At 73.2% G+C, this 15,284-nt stretch carries 14 protein-coding genes; 4 read left to right on the top strand and 10 right to left on the bottom strand.

Annotated features, from left to right (window positions below):
- Window positions 1-16: 16 nt before the first annotated feature.
- The 5 genes from K7B10_RS15900 to K7B10_RS15920 all read right to left on the bottom strand — a co-directional run bounded on the left by K7B10_RS15900 (window position 17) and on the right by K7B10_RS15920 (window position 4,809).
- Window positions 17-466, bottom strand: a complete 450-nt coding sequence (locus K7B10_RS15900; RefSeq protein WP_229336666.1) for a (deoxy)nucleoside triphosphate pyrophosphohydrolase — start codon at window positions 464-466, stop codon at window positions 17-19.
- 30 nt (window positions 467-496) lie between these two features.
- Window positions 497-682, bottom strand: coding sequence for an SPOR domain-containing protein (locus tag K7B10_RS15905; protein WP_229336667.1), 186 nt, complete (start codon window positions 680-682; stop codon window positions 497-499).
- A gap of 424 nt (window positions 683-1,106) precedes the next feature.
- Window positions 1,107-1,859 carry a GntR family transcriptional regulator gene (locus K7B10_RS15910; protein ID WP_229336668.1) on the bottom strand — a complete coding sequence of 251 codons (753 nt, stop codon included), beginning with the start codon at window positions 1,857-1,859 and terminating at the stop codon, window positions 1,107-1,109.
- A gap of 123 nt (window positions 1,860-1,982) precedes the next feature.
- Window positions 1,983-3,104 carry a DUF4190 domain-containing protein gene (locus tag K7B10_RS15915; RefSeq protein WP_229336669.1) on the bottom strand — a complete coding sequence of 374 codons (1,122 nt, stop codon included), beginning with the start codon at window positions 3,102-3,104 and terminating at the stop codon, window positions 1,983-1,985.
- A gap of 121 nt (window positions 3,105-3,225) precedes the next feature.
- Window positions 3,226-4,809 (bottom strand): S8 family peptidase, encoded by a 1,584-nt coding sequence (locus K7B10_RS15920; protein WP_229336670.1) that lies wholly within the window; start codon window positions 4,807-4,809, stop codon window positions 3,226-3,228.
- 207 nt (window positions 4,810-5,016) lie between these two features.
- Between K7B10_RS15920 and K7B10_RS15925 the strand changes: the two genes are divergently transcribed.
- The 3 genes from K7B10_RS15925 (at window position 5,017) to K7B10_RS15935 (ending at window position 8,016) form a co-directional block, all read left to right on the top strand.
- Entirely contained in the window at window positions 5,017-6,126 is a 1,110-nt protein-coding gene (locus tag K7B10_RS15925) for a threonine synthase (RefSeq protein WP_229336671.1), read from the top strand.
- A gap of 78 nt (window positions 6,127-6,204) precedes the next feature.
- Window positions 6,205-7,014: an isocitrate lyase/PEP mutase family protein gene (locus K7B10_RS15930; RefSeq protein ID WP_229336672.1), complete on the top strand. Its 810-nt coding sequence runs from the start codon at window positions 6,205-6,207 to the stop codon at window positions 7,012-7,014.
- Between the two features lie 63 nt (window positions 7,015-7,077).
- Window positions 7,078-8,016 (top strand): EamA family transporter, encoded by a 939-nt coding sequence (locus K7B10_RS15935; RefSeq protein ID WP_229336673.1) that lies wholly within the window; start codon window positions 7,078-7,080, stop codon window positions 8,014-8,016.
- A 51-nt stretch (window positions 8,017-8,067) separates the two neighbouring features.
- On the opposite strand, the gene K7B10_RS15940 is transcribed toward K7B10_RS15935, so the two are convergent.
- From K7B10_RS15940 to K7B10_RS15955, 4 genes are all read right to left on the bottom strand, one after another.
- Entirely contained in the window at window positions 8,068-8,865 is a 798-nt protein-coding gene (locus K7B10_RS15940) for a trypsin-like serine peptidase (protein WP_229336674.1), read from the bottom strand.
- Window positions 8,862-9,965, bottom strand: a complete 1,104-nt coding sequence (locus K7B10_RS15945; RefSeq protein ID WP_229336675.1) for an alpha/beta hydrolase — start codon at window positions 9,963-9,965, stop codon at window positions 8,862-8,864. The genes K7B10_RS15940 and K7B10_RS15945 overlap by 4 nt, the downstream gene beginning before the upstream one ends.
- A gap of 220 nt (window positions 9,966-10,185) precedes the next feature.
- The gene (locus K7B10_RS15950) at window positions 10,186-11,229 is read right to left on the bottom strand and encodes an alpha/beta hydrolase (RefSeq protein ID WP_308284588.1); all 1,044 of its coding nucleotides are present in this window, start codon (window positions 11,227-11,229) and stop codon (window positions 10,186-10,188) included.
- Window positions 11,230-11,370: 141 nt separating this feature from the next.
- Complete coding sequence (locus K7B10_RS15955; RefSeq protein WP_229336677.1) at window positions 11,371-11,808, bottom strand: MarR family winged helix-turn-helix transcriptional regulator; 438 nt, start codon at window positions 11,806-11,808, stop codon at window positions 11,371-11,373.
- Window positions 11,809-11,887: 79 nt separating this feature from the next.
- Here K7B10_RS15955 and K7B10_RS15960 point away from each other — a divergent pair, with 79 nt between their 5' ends.
- Complete coding sequence (locus tag K7B10_RS15960; RefSeq protein WP_229336678.1) at window positions 11,888-12,922, top strand: SMP-30/gluconolactonase/LRE family protein; 1,035 nt, start codon at window positions 11,888-11,890, stop codon at window positions 12,920-12,922.
- A gap of 22 nt (window positions 12,923-12,944) precedes the next feature.
- Here the strand turns inward: K7B10_RS15960 and K7B10_RS15965 are convergent, their stop codons facing one another.
- Entirely contained in the window at window positions 12,945-15,137 is a 2,193-nt protein-coding gene (locus K7B10_RS15965; protein WP_229336679.1) for a DEAD/DEAH box helicase, read from the bottom strand.
- Window positions 15,138-15,284 lie beyond the last annotated feature (147 nt).

A 15,284-nucleotide genomic window follows, 5' to 3' on the forward strand; every position in this document is an offset into this window, starting at 1 on the left:
GCCCAGCGCACGCGCGTCACGCGCCCCCGTGCGACCTGGTGTGCCGTTCACGGCGCTCGTCGCGCCCGTTGCGCCCGTCGCGCAGCCGGCGGCCGGCTTCGGCGACGGCCGGCCGGTCCTGGTCGAGCCAGTCCACGGAGTCCAGCTCGTCCGGCCCGAGCCAGCGCAGCTCGTCGTGGTCCTCCAGCGGCGCGGGCTCCCCGGACAGCAGCCGCGCGGACCACACGTGCAGGACGAGCCCGGGCCCGAGCGGCCACTCTCCCGGGATCCGCTCCAGCGGCTCGGTCTCCACGCCGAGCTCCTCGCGCAGTTCGCGTACGAGGGCCTCGGGCACGGACTCGCCGGGCTCGGCCTTGCCGCCGGGCAGCTCCCAGCGTCCGGCCAGCTCGGGGGGTGCGCTGCGGCGGGCGGCCAGCAGGCGGCCCTCATGACAAAGGGCTCCGCCCACGACCACTCGTACCGTCATGGGGCGGAGCCTATGCCACCGCGCGGACGCTCAGTTCGTCGTGGCGGTCTGACCGATCCGCTCGACCCAGTACAGCTGCTTGTGGCCCCTGTCTTCGAGGCTGTCGACGACCTTCTGGGCCTCGGACCGGGTGGGGTAGCGGCCCACCCGGTAGCGGTTGCCGTTGTCGTCCTGACGTATGACCAGCCATGGGAGCAGGGCATCGCTGTCGTTCATCGCGTTTCACCCTCCGCCGATGTACCTGCCCGGGAAACCGCATTGCGCATATGCCCGAGCGTACGCCCGACCTTTACGGAGCGGATACGGTTTTTTACGAAGAGATACCTCACGGCGTACGCATCCGGCCATGCGTACGAGAGCGCCGTGCGCGCCGGTTCCCACCGGGCGCACCTCGCGGCGAACCGCACGGTCAACGGGCACGGGACGCGGGCGAGTCCGGCCGCGGGGAGGGCGCGCGAGCGCGGGCGGACTTCGGCGCGCGGGGCGCACGCCTCGAAGAAGGCGAGGACCGGCGCGGCGGGGGCGATCACCATCGCGCCGAAATCCGCCGGGTCCATGACGCCCCGTCACACGGCGGCGTTCCCCGGGGGTGCCCCACCCGGGGAACGCCGCTCGCGACGGTGGCCGGCCGGGAAACGACCTAGCGGACCGGCAGGTGGTACGAGAGGCGGTAGCGGTCCGCCGGGACGACCACGTCGGCGGTCTCGACCGCCAGCCCGGACGCGAAGTACGTACGGCCGATCACCAGGACCACATGGCCCGGGACCCCGCCCAGCAGCATGTTCTCCTCCGCCAGGCCCGGCCTCGCCCCGACCTCCTCCACCACGTTGTCCACGACCACGTCGATGGCGGCCATCCGGTCCACGACCCCCGAACCGCCGAGCGGCCCCTCCTCCGGCAGCATCACCGGGGTCCGGCCGGTGACCGCGAGCGGCTCCCACGAGGTCGACAGCATCATCGCCTCGCCCGCGTCGCGGAACACGTACCGCGTCCGCATCACCCGCTCCCCCGGCTCGATGCCGAGCCGTTTGGCGATATCCGCCGGCGCGGCCGCCTGCTCACTGCCGGACTCCCACGTGCCGCGCGCACCCGCCTCGGCCTGCTCCTGCCGGAACGGCGTCGACGGCCCGCCCGTGCGGTATCCGGAGCGGGCGACCCGCCTGGGCACGGGCTGCTCCCGCACGTACGTACCCGACCCGGAACGGCCCTCGACCAGCCCCTCCGCCATGAGGACCTTGCGCGCCTCCAGCGCCACGGTGTCGGAGACCCCGTACTCCTCGCGGATCCGGGCTTGCGAGGGGAGCCGGGCGTGCGGGGGCAGGGACCCATCGACGATCTTCCGTCGCAGATCCCCGGCGACGCGCAGATAGGCCGGCTGCTCACCGAAAGTCACTGGCCACTCCCATCAGCTTGACAGACAGCTACACCCTGGCAACCGACGGTTGTACATCGCAAGCGAAGGCCAGAGTTTCACCCGAAGTGATGAAGCCAGGTCACTGAAACCGGTTACCCCGCGTTACGGCGCGCTATCCTCGACGGCCGAGTCCTCAGGGTCGCCGTCCGAGCCGTCGGACTCCCCCGCCAGCCATTCCGGCACCGTCATCGAAAGCCCGTACGCCCCGCGCAGCACCTTCTCCGTCTCCACGGACTGCGCGGCCGAGGCCTCGTCCCACGCCGTCTGGAACTCCGCCGGCTTCGTCGCCCGCGCCGCCCGCTGCCACCCCGCGCGCGCCGCCTCGACCCCCTTGAGCTGCGCTCCGGCCGGCCCGGCCAGCTCCGGCCGCTCCCGCACCCCGTCCAGCAGCCCCGCCTCCACGCCCAACGCGCGGTCCACCGCGACGGCCCACTCCCGGTACCGCGGGAGCGCCTCGTCGATCTCCTCCTCCGGCTGGCCGCCCAGCGCCAGGTCGGCCTCGTTCATCACGCGCAGGAAGGACACCTGCTCCGGCGTCAGCATCGTGGCGTCCTTGCGGAGGCTGCCGCGGTGCTCCTGCTCCGCCGTGCCGATGACGCAGAGGAGCCGACGGTCGCCGCCGCTCCAGGACTCGGGCGTGGGCACGAAGTAGAACATCTCCGCGTACGGGGGCAGCGCCCAGGTGTCCATCGCGTACGCGTCCTGCGCCTTCCAGCACGCGTCCACGGCGGTCCGCCGCAGCTCGGGCGTGCCGGGGAAGGCGCCGCCCGCGAGCCGGGTCGAGGAGGTGACCTCCCCCTCGTGCGGCTCGGTGCACGCGGTCTTGTAGATGAACGGGCGCTCGGCGAGCAGGTCCCCGCCGGGGACGTTGAAGCACTCGCCCCGGCGCATCTCGTCCATGGCGGTCAACTCGCCCTCGACGTCCTCGTACTGCTCGACCGTGTCGAGCCGGCCGAAGAGCCGCTCGCCCACCCGGTCCGCGACGAGGACCAGGGCCGCGGTCATCGCGAGCGACACCACCAGTCCCGTGATCGCGAGCGCCCTGCCCCGCTCCCCCTTCCGGGCGATCTGGACGAGCGCCACGACGGCGAAGACGACGCCGAGCGGCGGCAGGCACAACAGCCCGACCAGCAGCGACGCGAGCGCGAAGCCGTTCAGCACCGGCTCCGCGGAGGCCTGCTGCGCGGGCGGAGGGAGCCAGTAGGGCGGCGGCGGGGTGCTCACGGGGCGAGGGCTCCATCACGGGAGGTGCACGAACGAATGCGCGAAATAGTACGCAGCGGGGGCGACCGTCGTAACGGTCGCCCCCGCGGTTTCCGTGCGTCACACGCGCCTCACATGTGCCTCAGAACTGCAGCGCCCAGGAGTCGATCTTCCCGGTGTCGACGTTGGCGTTGTCGTTCACGCGGAGCTTCCACACCCCGTTGGCGACCTCGGAAGAGGCGTTGACGGTGTACGTCTTGACGATGTTGTCCGCGCTGCCGCCGCTGCGGTTGTGCAGGTTGTAGACCGAGCCGTCAGGGGCGACCAGGTCGACCTTCAGGTCACCGATGTACGTGTGCTTGATGTCGACCGAGACGCTGAGCGCCGCCGGGGCGTTGCCCGCGACCCCGCTGACGGTGACCGGCGATTCGACGGTCGCGTTGTCGTTGACCGCGTAGTCGGCGGTGTTCTCGAAGCGCTTGCCCGGGTTCGGCGGGGTGGTGCCGCCGCCCACGTACAGCAGGCGGTTCGGGGAGCCGGAACCGGGACCGGTCACCACGTTCGGCGTGGCCGCCGCCACCAGGCCGTCGCGGACCTGCGCCGGGGTGCTCGCCGGGTTCTGGGAGAGGTACAGCGCCGCCGCGCCCACGACGTGCGGCGTGGCCATCGAGGTGCCCGAGATGGTGTTGGTGGCGGTGTCGCCGGTGCCCCACGAGGAGGTGATCGAGGAGCCGGGGGCGAAGATGTCAAGGATGGAGCCGTAGTTGGAGTAGCTGGCCTTCGCGTCGGTGCTGGTGGTGGCACCGACCGTGATGGCCTCGGCCACGCGCGCCGGGGACTTGCTGCTCGCGTCCGTGGACTCGTTGCCCGCGGCGACGCCGTACGTGATGCCGGAGGCTATGGAGTTGCGGACGGCGGTGTCGAGCGCGGAGTCGGCGCCGCCGCCGAGCGACATGTTCGCCACGGCCGGCTTGACGGCGTGCTGGGTCACCCAGTCGATGCCGGCGACGACCTGTTCCGTCGTACCGGAGCCGTTGTTGTCGAGGACGCGGACGCCGACGATCTTGGCCTTCTTGGCCACGCCGTACGAGTTGCCCGCGACGGTGCCGGCGACGTGCGTGCCGTGGCCGTGGCCGTCCTGGGCGGTGTTGTCGTTGTCGATGGCGTCGAAGCCGTAGGAGGCGCGCCCGCCGAACTCGGTGTGACTGATGCGGACGCCGGTGTCGATGATGTACGCGGTGACGCCCTCGCCGGCCTTGTCCGGGTAGGTGTAGCCGTTGTCGAGCGGGAGCGGGTGCTGGTCGATGCGGTCCAGGCCCCACGACGGCGGGCTGGGCTGGGTGCCCTGGGCGTCGTCGACGGTGAACGTGCGGTTCTGCACGACGGACTTGACCGCCGGGTCGGCGGCGAGCTTCCTGGCCTGGGCCTCGGAGACCGTGACGGAGTATCCGTTGAGGGCGGCGCTGTACGTACGGCCGATCGTGGCGCCGTACCGGCGGGCGACGGCCTTTCCGCTGTCGGCGGTGGACCGGGCGGCCGAGTCCTTCAGGGTCACGATGTAGCTCTCGGCGACCGCGCCGGGGGCTCCGGCGTTCTCGATGACGCCCTGGGTACCGGCATCGGCGGCGGAAGCGGGTAACGCGCCGGCCGCGCCCAGCGCGAGGGCGGCGACGGCGATCGCGCTGAGGCCGGCGATCTTCCGGCGGGTGTGACGCATCACGGACATGTGGGGGGTCCTCCTCGTCGGTGACATGAAGAGCGGCATCCGGGGCAGCGGGCGCAATGATGGGCATGCCCATGACAATGACACCCGTGTTCTGCCGGCTGCCGCTGCCGAAAGGTTGACGCACCCTCTCGCAATCCCACAAGAGGACAACGAACGCTTAACATCCGTGCCATACAACGGCCATGAACGAGCAAAGGCGCTCCGCACATGACGCACGCACTCCCCGGCTACGTCTGCCCCGAAGACGCCACGCGCGCCGACGCCCGGACGGCCCCCTGGTGCTGCCCGCTGTGCGGCGGGCCGTGGGATCTCGACTTCACCCCGGATCCGGCCAGTCCGCTCGAACCGGCCGCCGGGCCCAACTCGCTCTGGCGCTTCGGCTCCGCGCTGCCCCTGCCGGGGGCGTTCTCCGTGACGCTGTCGGAGGGGAACACTCCGCTGGTCCCGCTCGCGGAGCGCATTCACGCCAAGCTGGACTTCCTGATGCCGACCCTGTCGTTCAAGGACCGGGGCGCCGTGATGCTCGCGGAAGTGGCCCGGCGGCTGGCTCCGGAGCGGGTGGTCGCGGACAGCAGCGGGAACGCGGGGACGGCCGTGGCGGCGTACTGCGCGCGGGCCGGGCTGCGATGTGAAGTTTTCGTGCCCGAGGGCACCTCGGAGAAGAAGACGGAGCAGATGCGGGCGCACGGGGCGGCGGTCCGCGTCGTGCCGGGGGACCGGGAGGCCGCGGCGGTGGCGGCCCGGGAGGCCGCCGACCTCCCCGGGGTCTTCTACGCGAGCCACGTCTTCAACCCGTACTTCCTGCACGGGACGAAGACGTACGTGTACGAGGTGTGGGAGGAGCTCGGCGGCCGGCTCCCCGAAACCCTCGTCGTCCCCGTCGGCAACGGCACCCTGCTGCTGGGGGCCGCGCTGGCGGTGGGGGAGCTGGCCCGGCGCGGGGTGAAGCCGCCGGCCCTGATCGCGGTCCAGGCGGAGGCGGTGTCCCCGCTGGCCGCGGCCTTCGCCGCGGGCGCGCAGGACGCCGATCCGGTGGACCGGCGGCCCACCCTGGCCGAGGGGATCGCGATCGCGGCCCCGCCGCGGGCCCGCCAGATCCTGGCGGCGGTCCGCGCGTCCGGCGGCACCTTCCTGACCGTCCCGGACACGGCCCTGCGCGCGGCCCGGCAGGACCTCGCCCGGCGCGGCCTCTTCGTGGAGCCGACGGCGGCGGCGTGCTGGGCCGCGGTCGGCCCGCTGGCCCCCGCCGACCCCCTCCAGGGCCGTACGGCGGTCCTCCCCCTGTGCGGGGCGGGCCTCAAGTCCGGTCCCGTGTAGGCCGTGCCGCCGCCGCGATCCGGGTACGCGTCGGAAAATCGCCAGCCCGAGTCGGGCATGCTCTGATGAACTGGGCCGATGACCACCACCGTTGATCTCGCCCGCCGTTTCGCCGCACTGCACGCCCCCGCCGCGCCGCTGGCCCTGGCCAATGCCTGGGACGTCCTCAGCGCCCGGCTCGTCGAGGCCGCCGGCGCCCCCGCCGTCGCCACCACCAGCGCCGGGGTCGCCTGGTCCCTCGGCACGCCCGACGGGGACGCCCTGAGCCGGGACCGCGCCCTCGACCTCATCGCCCGGGTGGCCGCGGCCGTCTCCGTCCCGGTCACCGCCGACATCGAGGGCGGCTTCGGCGCCGACCCCGCCGGGGTCGGCGAGACCGTCACCGGGGTCATCGAGGCCGGCGCGGTCGGCATCAACATCGAGGACGGCACCCGGGCCCCCGCCGACCACGCGGAGCGGGTGGCCGCCGCCCGGGCCGCCGCCGACACCGCCGGCGTGCCGCTGTTCATCAACGCCCGCATCGACACGTTCCTCTTCGGCCTCGGCGAGGAGGACGAGCGCCTCGACGAGACGCTCGCCCGCGCCGCCGCGTGCCTGCGCGCGGGCGCCTCCGGCATCTTCGTCCCCGGCGTGAACGACGTGGCCACCGTCACCGAGCTGGTCAAGGGCATCGACGCCCCGCTCAACCTCCTCGTCGGCCCCGGCGCCCCGGCCGTCGCCGAGCTCGGCGCCCTCGGCGTCGCCCGCGTCAGCCTCGGGTCCGGAGTCGCGTCGGCCGCGTACGACGTGGTCCGCCGCGCCGCCGAGGAGCTGCTCGCCGGCGGTACGTACACCGCGCTCGACGGGGGCCTCCCCTACGGCGAGCTGAACGCCCTGCTCAAGGGCTGAGACGCCGGCACCGGGGGGGAAACCCGGGGAGCGTGGACGCCCCGACGAACCTAGGATCCCGTCATGCACACCTCGGAGACCGCCGGGAGCGGGCCGGCGCCCCGATCCGCACCCCGCGGGGTCGGCGGGGCCGTCTGGACCGCGCTCGCCCTCGTCTACGTCGTCTGGGGTTCCACGTACCTCGCCATCCGCGTGGTCGTCCGGACCATGCCGCCCTTCCTCTCCGCCGGAGCCCGCTTCATCACGGCCGGCCTGCTGCTGCTCTGCCTCGTCGCCTGGCGGTACGGGCCGGGCGCGCTCCGGGCCACCCGTACGCAGGCGGGCTCCGCGGTGCTGGTGGGCCTGCTGCTGGTGCTCGGCGGCAACGGACTCGTCGTCCTCGCCGAGACCTCGGTGCCGTCGGGCCTCGCCGCGCTGCTGATCGCCGCCGTGCCGATGTGGCTGGTGGTGCTGCGCAGCGCCACCGGGGACCGGCCGCCGCTGCGGACCCTCGGCGGCGTGCTGCTGGGCTTCGGCGGGCTCGCGGTGCTGACCGTCCCGGGCATCAGCGGCGAGGTGCGGCTCTCCGGGGTGGTGCTGGTGATCGTGGCGGCCGTGCTGTGGTCGCTCGGCTCGTTCTCCGCGTCGAAGCTCTCGCTGCCGGACAACCCGTTCGCGGGCAGTGGGTACCAGATGCTCGCGGGCGGGGCGGGCGGCATCGCCGTCGGCCTGCTGCGCGGCGAGCACCGCTCGCTGGACTGGGGCGCGTTCTCCACCGCCTCCTGGCTGGCGCTGGGCTACCTCGTCGTCTTCGGCTCGCTGATCGCCTTCACGGCGTACGTGTGGCTGCTGCAGGCGGCGCCGCTGTCGCTGGTGGCCACCTACGCGTACGTCAATCCGGTCGTCGCCGTCGCGCTGGGGGCGCTGATCCTCGACGAGGCCCTGACCGTGCCGATCCTGGTCGGCGGCGCGATCGTCGTGGTGGCGGTGTGCGTGATCGTCAGCACGGAACGCAGGCGGTGAGCGGGAAGGGCCGTGCGCGGAGGCGGGCAGTGGCCGGAGCCGCCCCGGGCCTCAGTCCCGCGCGGCCCGCTCGTACAGCGCCTTCGCCTTCTCGTCGAACAGGGCGGCCGTGGAGTCCACGTCCGTGTCCCCGCCGCTGAGCACCCCGATCAGCCGTCCCGGGTTCCCCGGACCGCCGCGGTCGGCGATCCACGGGCTGCCGCTGGTGCCCGACCAGAAGCCCGCGCAGCCGATGTAGAGCATCGCCGGGTCCTCCTGGTCGTGACTGGTCTGGGTGGTGCAGGAGACCGGCTTGTTCTGCGGGTTGCGGTCCGACTCGGGGTAGCCCACGACCGTGACCTCGCGTTCGTACCCGGAGGTCCAGTCCGGCTTCGGGGCCTCGTCGGCGCCGCCGACCGCCTGCTGCACGGTGCGGCCGTCCTCGTCCGGCGCGATGCTGAGGAAGGCGAAATCGGCGGTGTCCTCGCCCCATTTGGTCCACCGCTCGTCCACGTGGACCGCGCGGACCTTCCACACGCCCAGCGGCTGGCGTCCCCCGCCCTCTCCGGTGAAGGCGGGTGCGAAGGAGAGCTCGCCGATGGCCATGCCGTCGTGCGCGAGCGCTCCGGGCTCGCCGCCCTCGCCGGCGGGGGCCACGCAGTGCGCGGCGGTCGCGACGACGGTGCCCTTCGGGCTGTCGACGACGCTCGCCGTGCACCAGTGCTCGCCGTTCGCCATGAGCACGCCGACACCGGGGAAGGCGTGCACGGCGTTCAGGTCCTCGTCCGTCGCCTTGACGAAGCCGACGGCCAGGGCCGCCGCCACGGTGGCGGCGGCAGCGGCGAGGGCGCCCCGGACGAATGCTTTCATCGCACGGCGGGGTCGGGCGTCGGTGCCAGCATGACCTTGCTGATCCACTCCAGAGCGCCCTCCCTCATACCGCGGACGTACGACTTCCCATTGTGCTCACCATCCTGGATCACCTGGAGCGTGGTGTGCACGGGTCCCTTCCCGTAGTCCTTCATGAACTTCTCGGCCTTCTCGCGGCCGGTCTCCTTGGTGCCGATCTGGAAGTTGATGTAGACGTCCGGACCACCTTCCTTGATCAGCTTCTCGGCGAGCTTCTCGGGGTTGTTCTCGTCCATGGCCTGCGTGTTCCCCTTCCACAGCGGGGAATCGGGGACGATGTCGACCCCGCTCGCGATGGCCGCCTTGAAGCGGTCGGGGTACTTCAGGACGTGCTTGAACGCGCCGAATCCGCCCGCGGAGGAGCCCATGAAGGCCCAGCCGTCACGGGAGGTGAAGGTGCGGAAATTGGCCCTCGTGAAATCCGGGATGTCCTCGGCCATCCAGGTGCCCATCTTGGGCTCGCCGGGGATGTCGGAGGCGTCGAAGTGGTGCTTGGTGTCCGCGTTGTGCACCGGCATGATCAGGATGAAGGGCAGGCTGGTGCCCGCCTTCGCCCCGTCGCTCACGGCCTTCTCCAGCCCGAGGCCGGGGCCCGTGCCCCAGTAGTTCGTGGGGTAGCCCCTGCCGCCGGGCAGGGAGATCAGGACCGGGAAGGCGCTCTTGGCGTACTGCGGGTCGTCGTACTGCTTGGGGACCCACACCCACACGTCGCCCGTGAAACCGGACTTCGCGCCGGTCAGGGTCGTGCGGCCGATCTGCGTGCCGTCGGGCATCCGGTAGGTCCGGACGAACGAGGCCTTCGGCCCGGTCGGCATGCTCACCCCCGGCCGGATCTGCTCGGCCGCCGCCGCCGACTCCTGGACCTTCCCGAAGGAGACCGGATCCCCTATGTCCGAGAAGAGCCCGTACTTGTACGCTGCGGCGCCGCCCCCGGCGGCGAGTGTGAACGCCAGGGCTCCGCTGATCAGAAGCCTGCGGCGCTTGGGACGGCGGCGGCCCGTGGTCTGCGGGCCTTCCCCGGTCATGAGGTCGCCGTCACCCTGAAGCTGGTCATGCTGCACGGATTTGTCCCGTTCCTTCTCCGGCGCTCCCGAAGAGCGCGGGTCGGACCGATCGGTCCCCCTTCACCCCTTACAGAGGTGTCAACGATCGGATGGGTTGCCTGGGACCGGTGGGACGTGGTGCGTGCCACGCCGGTCCGCGGCTCCGTGCGTACGGGCCGGTCAGCCGGGCACGGGGCCGGGCTGCCGGGGGGCGGGGCGGCCGGCCGGGGCGCGGCGGTCAGCCCGTGGCGGGCTGCGGCGCCTTCAGGACCTTGCTGATCCACTCCAGGGAGCCTTCCTTCATGCCCCGGACGTAGTGCCAGCCGTTGTGCTCGCCGTTCTGGATGTCGCGGATGGTCATCTTCACGGGGCCCTTGCCGTACGACTGCTGGAACTTGACCATCCGCTCCCTCCCGGACTCCTTGGTGCCGATCTGGAAGTTGATGAAGACCTCGGGGCCGCCCGTGTCGATCAGCTTCTGCGCGAGCCGCTCGGGGTTGTTCGCGTCCATCTCCGCCTGGTGGCCCTTCCAGAGCGGTGAGTCGGGCACGATCTCGCCGCCGCTGGCGATCACGGCCTTGAACCGGTCCGGGTACTGCAGGACGGTCTTCATGCCGACGAAGGCGCCCGAGGAGGAGCCCATGAAGGCCCAGCCGTCGCGGGACTTGTACGTACGGAAGTTGGCCTTGGCGAAGGCGGGTACGTCCTCGGCGATCCAGGTGCCCATCTTGGGCTGGCCGGGGATGTCGGCGCCGTCGTAGTAGTACTTGCTGTCCGGGTTGAGCACCGGCATGACCACGATGAACGGCAGGCTGGTGCCGGCCCGGACGCCCTCGCCGATGGCCTTCTGGAGGCCGAGGCTGCGGTCGGACCAGTAGTTGCTCGGGAAGCCGTTGCCGCCCGGAAGCGCGATGAGCACCGGGAAGGCGCTCTTCTCGTACTCCGCCTCGCCGTACTCCTTCGGAGTCCAGACCCAGACGTCGCCCTCGAACCCCGACTTCGCGCCCGCGAGACGGGCCTTGGCGATGACCGTGCCGTCGTCCAGCTCGGCGGTCTGCCTGAAGTCGGACCTCGGACCGGTCGGCAGCAGTACGTCCGGATCACCGCCGGGCGAGGCGGAGGGCGACGGCGCACCCGGGGAGGGCTCGCCCGCGCCGGGTGCGGCCGGGGCGGACGCGGGGGCCGGGGCCTTGCCGAAGCTCACGGACCCACCGCTGCCGGAGAACCAGTCGAGCTTCCAGGCGGCGGAGCCGGCGCCGCCGAACAGGAGCGCGAAGGCCACGGCGGCGGATATCCACCTCGCGCGGCGGGAGCGTCTGGCGGGCGGGGACTGGTGCACGAACGTGGCTCCGAACGGTCATCGCTGCCCCGGGCGGGACAGAGCGGCTGGGTACTGCGTCGGGTCTGATGCGCGGATCAGACCTCACCTCTGGGCGTCGAGCACCTCGGCGCACCGCCCGAGCAGGCCGATCAGCTGCTCCCGCTCCTGCGCCGAGAACGCGGCGGCGAGCGCCCGCTCCACCCGTACGGCACCGGCGTCGGCGAGCTCCATCGCGGCCCGGCCCTCTTCCGTGAGCCGGGTCTCGAGCACGTTGCGGTGCCATTCGTGCGGGGTCCGCTCGATGAGCCCGCGCTCCTGGAGGTTCTTCAGCACGGTGTTCATCGTCGGCGGGGTCACCCCGCACAGGCGGGCGAGCGCGGCGGCCGAGATCCCGGGCTTCTCGGAGAGCCAGAGCAGGGCGGCGTACTGCGGAACCGTTACCGCGGCCGGCTTGAGCGCGGCGTTCTTGGCCGCGAGGAGCGCCTGTTCGGCGCGCTTGACGTGCGAGCCGATGCGCTCCCCGGGAGGCATGGAGGTCATTGCTGCATCCTAAGGCCCTTGCATGCATTAGAGCTCTAACATATCTTCGTGCTCACCCAGATGAAAGAGGACACCTGCCGTGCTGAAGAAGCTCCTGCCCGCGACGCTCCTGACCCTGACCACGGCTCTCACGCTGGGAGCGATCCCGGCGGCGCACGCCTCGCAGGCGACCCCGGCCGCCGCAGCGGCCGCAGCGGCCGTACCGTCCGCGTCACCCGCGTCACCGGCCGGCGGCCTGATCTCCACCGCGTTCACCCTCCCCGGCGAGAAGGCCTACCCCGAGGGCATCGCCACCGACCCGCGCACCCACACCGTGTACGTGGGCTCGTACGCCGACGGCACCGTCTACCGGGCCCGCCCCGGGCAGCGCACCGCCGAGGTGTTCCTGCCCGCGGGCACCGACGGGCGCCACACGGCGAACGGACTGCGCGTGGACGCCCGCGGCCGCCTGTGGGTGACCGACTCCACGGCCGGGGTCGCCGTCTACGACACCGCGTCCGGGCGCCGCCTGGCCCACTTCGAAGTCGCCGGGAACGGCCCCCTGTTCGTCAACGACCTGACCATCACCCCGGACGGCACCGCCTACCTGACGGACAGCGTGCGCTCGGTGATCTACCGGGTCACCCCGGACTTGCTCGCGGCCGGCTCGGGCGCGCTGTACCCGGCGTACGACCTCAGCGGGCACCTCACCCCGTCACCGGCGGGCAGCTTCGCCCTCAACGGCATCGTCTCGGACCCGGCGGGCCGCTTCCTGCTGGCCGTGGACATGACCGCGGGCGACCTCCACCGCATCGACCTGCGCACCGGCGCGATCTCCCGCGTCGCCCTCCGGGGCGGGGACCTCACCCACGCCGACGGCCTCGACCTGGCGCCCGACGGCACCCTGAGGGTGGCCCACAACACCACGAACACCCTGACCCGGTGGCACGTCAGCCCCGATGGCACCCGGGCCCGGCTGACCCGTACGATCACGGACCCGTCGCTGCAGATCCCGACCACGCTGAGCCACACCCCGGGCCGCACGCTCGTGGTCCGCTCCCAGTTCGACAAGGGCGGCCCGATGGGCCCGGGCACGCCGACGGCCTTCACGATCGCCTCGGTCCGCGGGCTGTGACGCACCGCTCGCACGGCGGGCTTCAGCCGGCGGCGCCCAAGCGGGCCTGTTCCTCCTCGACGATGCGCCGGGCCAGCGAGGTGTCCGAGACGTCGACCGCCTCCGGCGCCGACTCCGCCACCGCGCTGCGCCGGGCGTACGCGTCGAAGAGCCGGGCCTTGCGGTCCAGTACCTCCAGCATCCGCTGGTCCACCCCGTCGGTGGCGAGCAGCCGGTGCACCCGTACCGCGCGCACCTGGCCCATCCGGTGCGCGCGGGCCACGGCCTGCGCCTCCGTGGTCGGCTTGGCCTGCGGCTCGCACAGGATCACCACCGACGCGGCCTGGAGGTTGATCCCGATGCCGCCCGCCTCGATCTGCGCGAGCAGCACGGCGTGCCCGGCCGCCTCGCCGAACCCGTCGACGAGCCGCTGGCGGCGGGCCGGCGACACGCTTCCGGAGATCGGCCCGAAGAGCAGGCCGCTGCCGCCGCCGCCCGCCGACGGCTGCCGGCCGAGCGCCTCCTCGACCGCCCCGAGCACCTCGCGGAAGGCGGAGAACACCACGACCTTCAGCCCGTTGGCGGCGGCGTCCGCCACCAGCTCGCGCAGCCGCGCCAGCTTCGCCGACTTCTCCGGCCTCGCGTACGCGGCCCTGCGCATCGCCATGAAATTGCCGGCCCGCACCGCCACCCGGTAGGCCTCCCGGTCGGCCGCGCTCAGCTCCTCCCATTCGTCGGTCCACTGGATCCCGGGCAGCTCGGCGAGTACGTCGCGCTGGTTGCGCCGCAGGTACGCGGGCGCCACGGCCCTGCGGAACGCCTTGGATCCGGCCACCGCGTCGAGCTCACCGGTCCCGGGGGCCACGTCGGGCCGCAGGATCCGTACGAGACTGCGGAACTCCGCGACCCGGTTCTCCATCGGGGTGCCGGTGAGGAAGAGGACGTGCGTGCAGCGCCCGGCCCAGGCGGCGACCGCGAGCGAGCGCTGCGCCCGCGGGTTCTTGACCTGGTGCGCCTCGTCCACGACGAGCATCCCCAGCTCCTCGGCGGCCGGCTCGGGGAATCCGGTCAGCGCCTGGAAGGTGGTCACGGCCACCCCTCCCTCCCCCCGCCAGTCCGCGAAAGCGTCGTGGCGGCCGGGGCCGTGCAGGGCGACCGCGCGCAGGGTGCTGCGCGCCTCGATCTCGCGGGTCCAGTTGATCAGGACGCCGGCCGGGCAGACCACGAGGAAGTGGCGGTGCCCCTGCGCCGCGAGGTGCGCGAGGGCGGCGAGTGCCTGGATCGTCTTGCCCAGTCCCATCTCGTCGCCGAGGATCACCCGCCGCTGGGCGAGGGCGAAGCGGGCGCCGAAGGACTGGTACCCGCGCAGCGAGACGCGGCGGTGCGTGCCGTCGAGGGCCTGGGCGCGGACGCGTTCGGCCAGCGCCTCGGGCAGGAACCCCTGGGCGGCGGCCGGGTCGGCGCCGCCGCCGGGCCGCTCGGTGACCTCCGCGAGCAGGCCGTAGTACTCGGCGGAGCGCAGCTCGAAGTCGACCCAGGCCGCCGCCTCGTCGGCGGCCGCGCGCAGCAGGTCGACCGAGGCCTGCCCGAGCAGGACGGGGACGCCGTCGGCGGCGGCCCGCCCGGTCCGCCGGCCGATCTCGGTGAGGGCGGCGAGGGCCCGTTCGCGCCGCTCCCGCCCCGCGAACCAGCCCCGAAGCCGTCCGGCGGCGGGTGCGGCGTCGGCGAGCAGCGGTCCGAGCCCGGCGTCCAGGGCGGTGGCGGCCTCGACGGCCCGGCGGGCTTCGGGGCCGGCCTCGACGAGCGGGTACAGGGCGGCGACCAGGGCGGTGGTCCGGGGCTCGGGACGGTCCACGTCGAGGTGCACGGCCACGGTCTCCCCGACGGCCTCGGCGAGCTGCCGCGCCGCGCCGAGCGCCTGGTCGGCGGTCTGCTGCCCGATCCCGGGGATCTGGCGCAGCCGGTGGCGGCCCGCGTCCAGGACCCGCTGCACGGTGTCGAACCCGGCCGCCTCGATGGCGGCCACGGCGGCCGGCCGCAGGCGCCCCTCGGTGACGTGGGCGAGCCGGTCGGCGGGGATCCGCAGCAGCTCGGAGCGGGCCAGGTCGGCGTGGATCGGAGCCCAGGCCTCCCGTACGGCGTCGACGGCCCGCCGGTGGTCGGTCAGCAGCGCACCGGCCGCGGCGTGCAGCCGCTCGCCCGCGCCGATCGCCTCGGCCACCGCCCTGCGCCGCATGCCCCTCACCCCCCGACTGCTCCCGACCGCGCCGGGTAACGACTGCAGGCAACCTACCCCCGGCGGCGGGGTCGGCCGCGCCCCGCGGGCGGCGGGCGGGAGAGCGCGGACGGGAGCGGGAGCGGGGAGAGGAGCAGAATGAAGGGG

It is taken from the genome of Streptomyces flavotricini, assembly GCF_020639365.1.
Classification (GTDB): domain Bacteria; phylum Actinomycetota; class Actinomycetes; order Streptomycetales; family Streptomycetaceae; genus Streptomyces; species Streptomyces flavotricini.

Excerpts from the sequence above, each read along its gene's own strand:
- K7B10_RS15900 (WP_229336666.1), bottom strand. The coding sequence starts at position 466 with ATGACGGTACGAGTGGTCGTGGGCGGAGCCCTTTGTCATGAGGGCCGC.
- K7B10_RS15905 (WP_229336667.1), bottom strand. The coding sequence starts at position 682 with ATGAACGACAGCGATGCCCTGCTCCCATGGCTGGTCATACGTCAGGAC.
- K7B10_RS15920 (WP_229336670.1), bottom strand. The coding sequence starts at position 4,809 with ATGTCCGTGATGCGTCACACCCGCCGGAAGATCGCCGGCCTCAGCGCG.
- K7B10_RS15925 (WP_229336671.1), top strand. The coding sequence starts at position 5,017 with ATGACGCACGCACTCCCCGGCTACGTCTGCCCCGAAGACGCCACGCGC.
- K7B10_RS15930 (WP_229336672.1), top strand. The coding sequence starts at position 6,205 with ATGACCACCACCGTTGATCTCGCCCGCCGTTTCGCCGCACTGCACGCC.
- K7B10_RS15935 (WP_229336673.1), top strand. The coding sequence starts at position 7,078 with ATGCACACCTCGGAGACCGCCGGGAGCGGGCCGGCGCCCCGATCCGCA.
- K7B10_RS15940 (WP_229336674.1), bottom strand. The coding sequence starts at position 8,865 with ATGAAAGCATTCGTCCGGGGCGCCCTCGCCGCTGCCGCCGCCACCGTG.
- K7B10_RS15955 (WP_229336677.1), bottom strand. The coding sequence starts at position 11,808 with ATGACCTCCATGCCTCCCGGGGAGCGCATCGGCTCGCACGTCAAGCGC.
- K7B10_RS15965 (WP_229336679.1), bottom strand. The coding sequence starts at position 15,137 with ATGCGGCGCAGGGCGGTGGCCGAGGCGATCGGCGCGGGCGAGCGGCTG.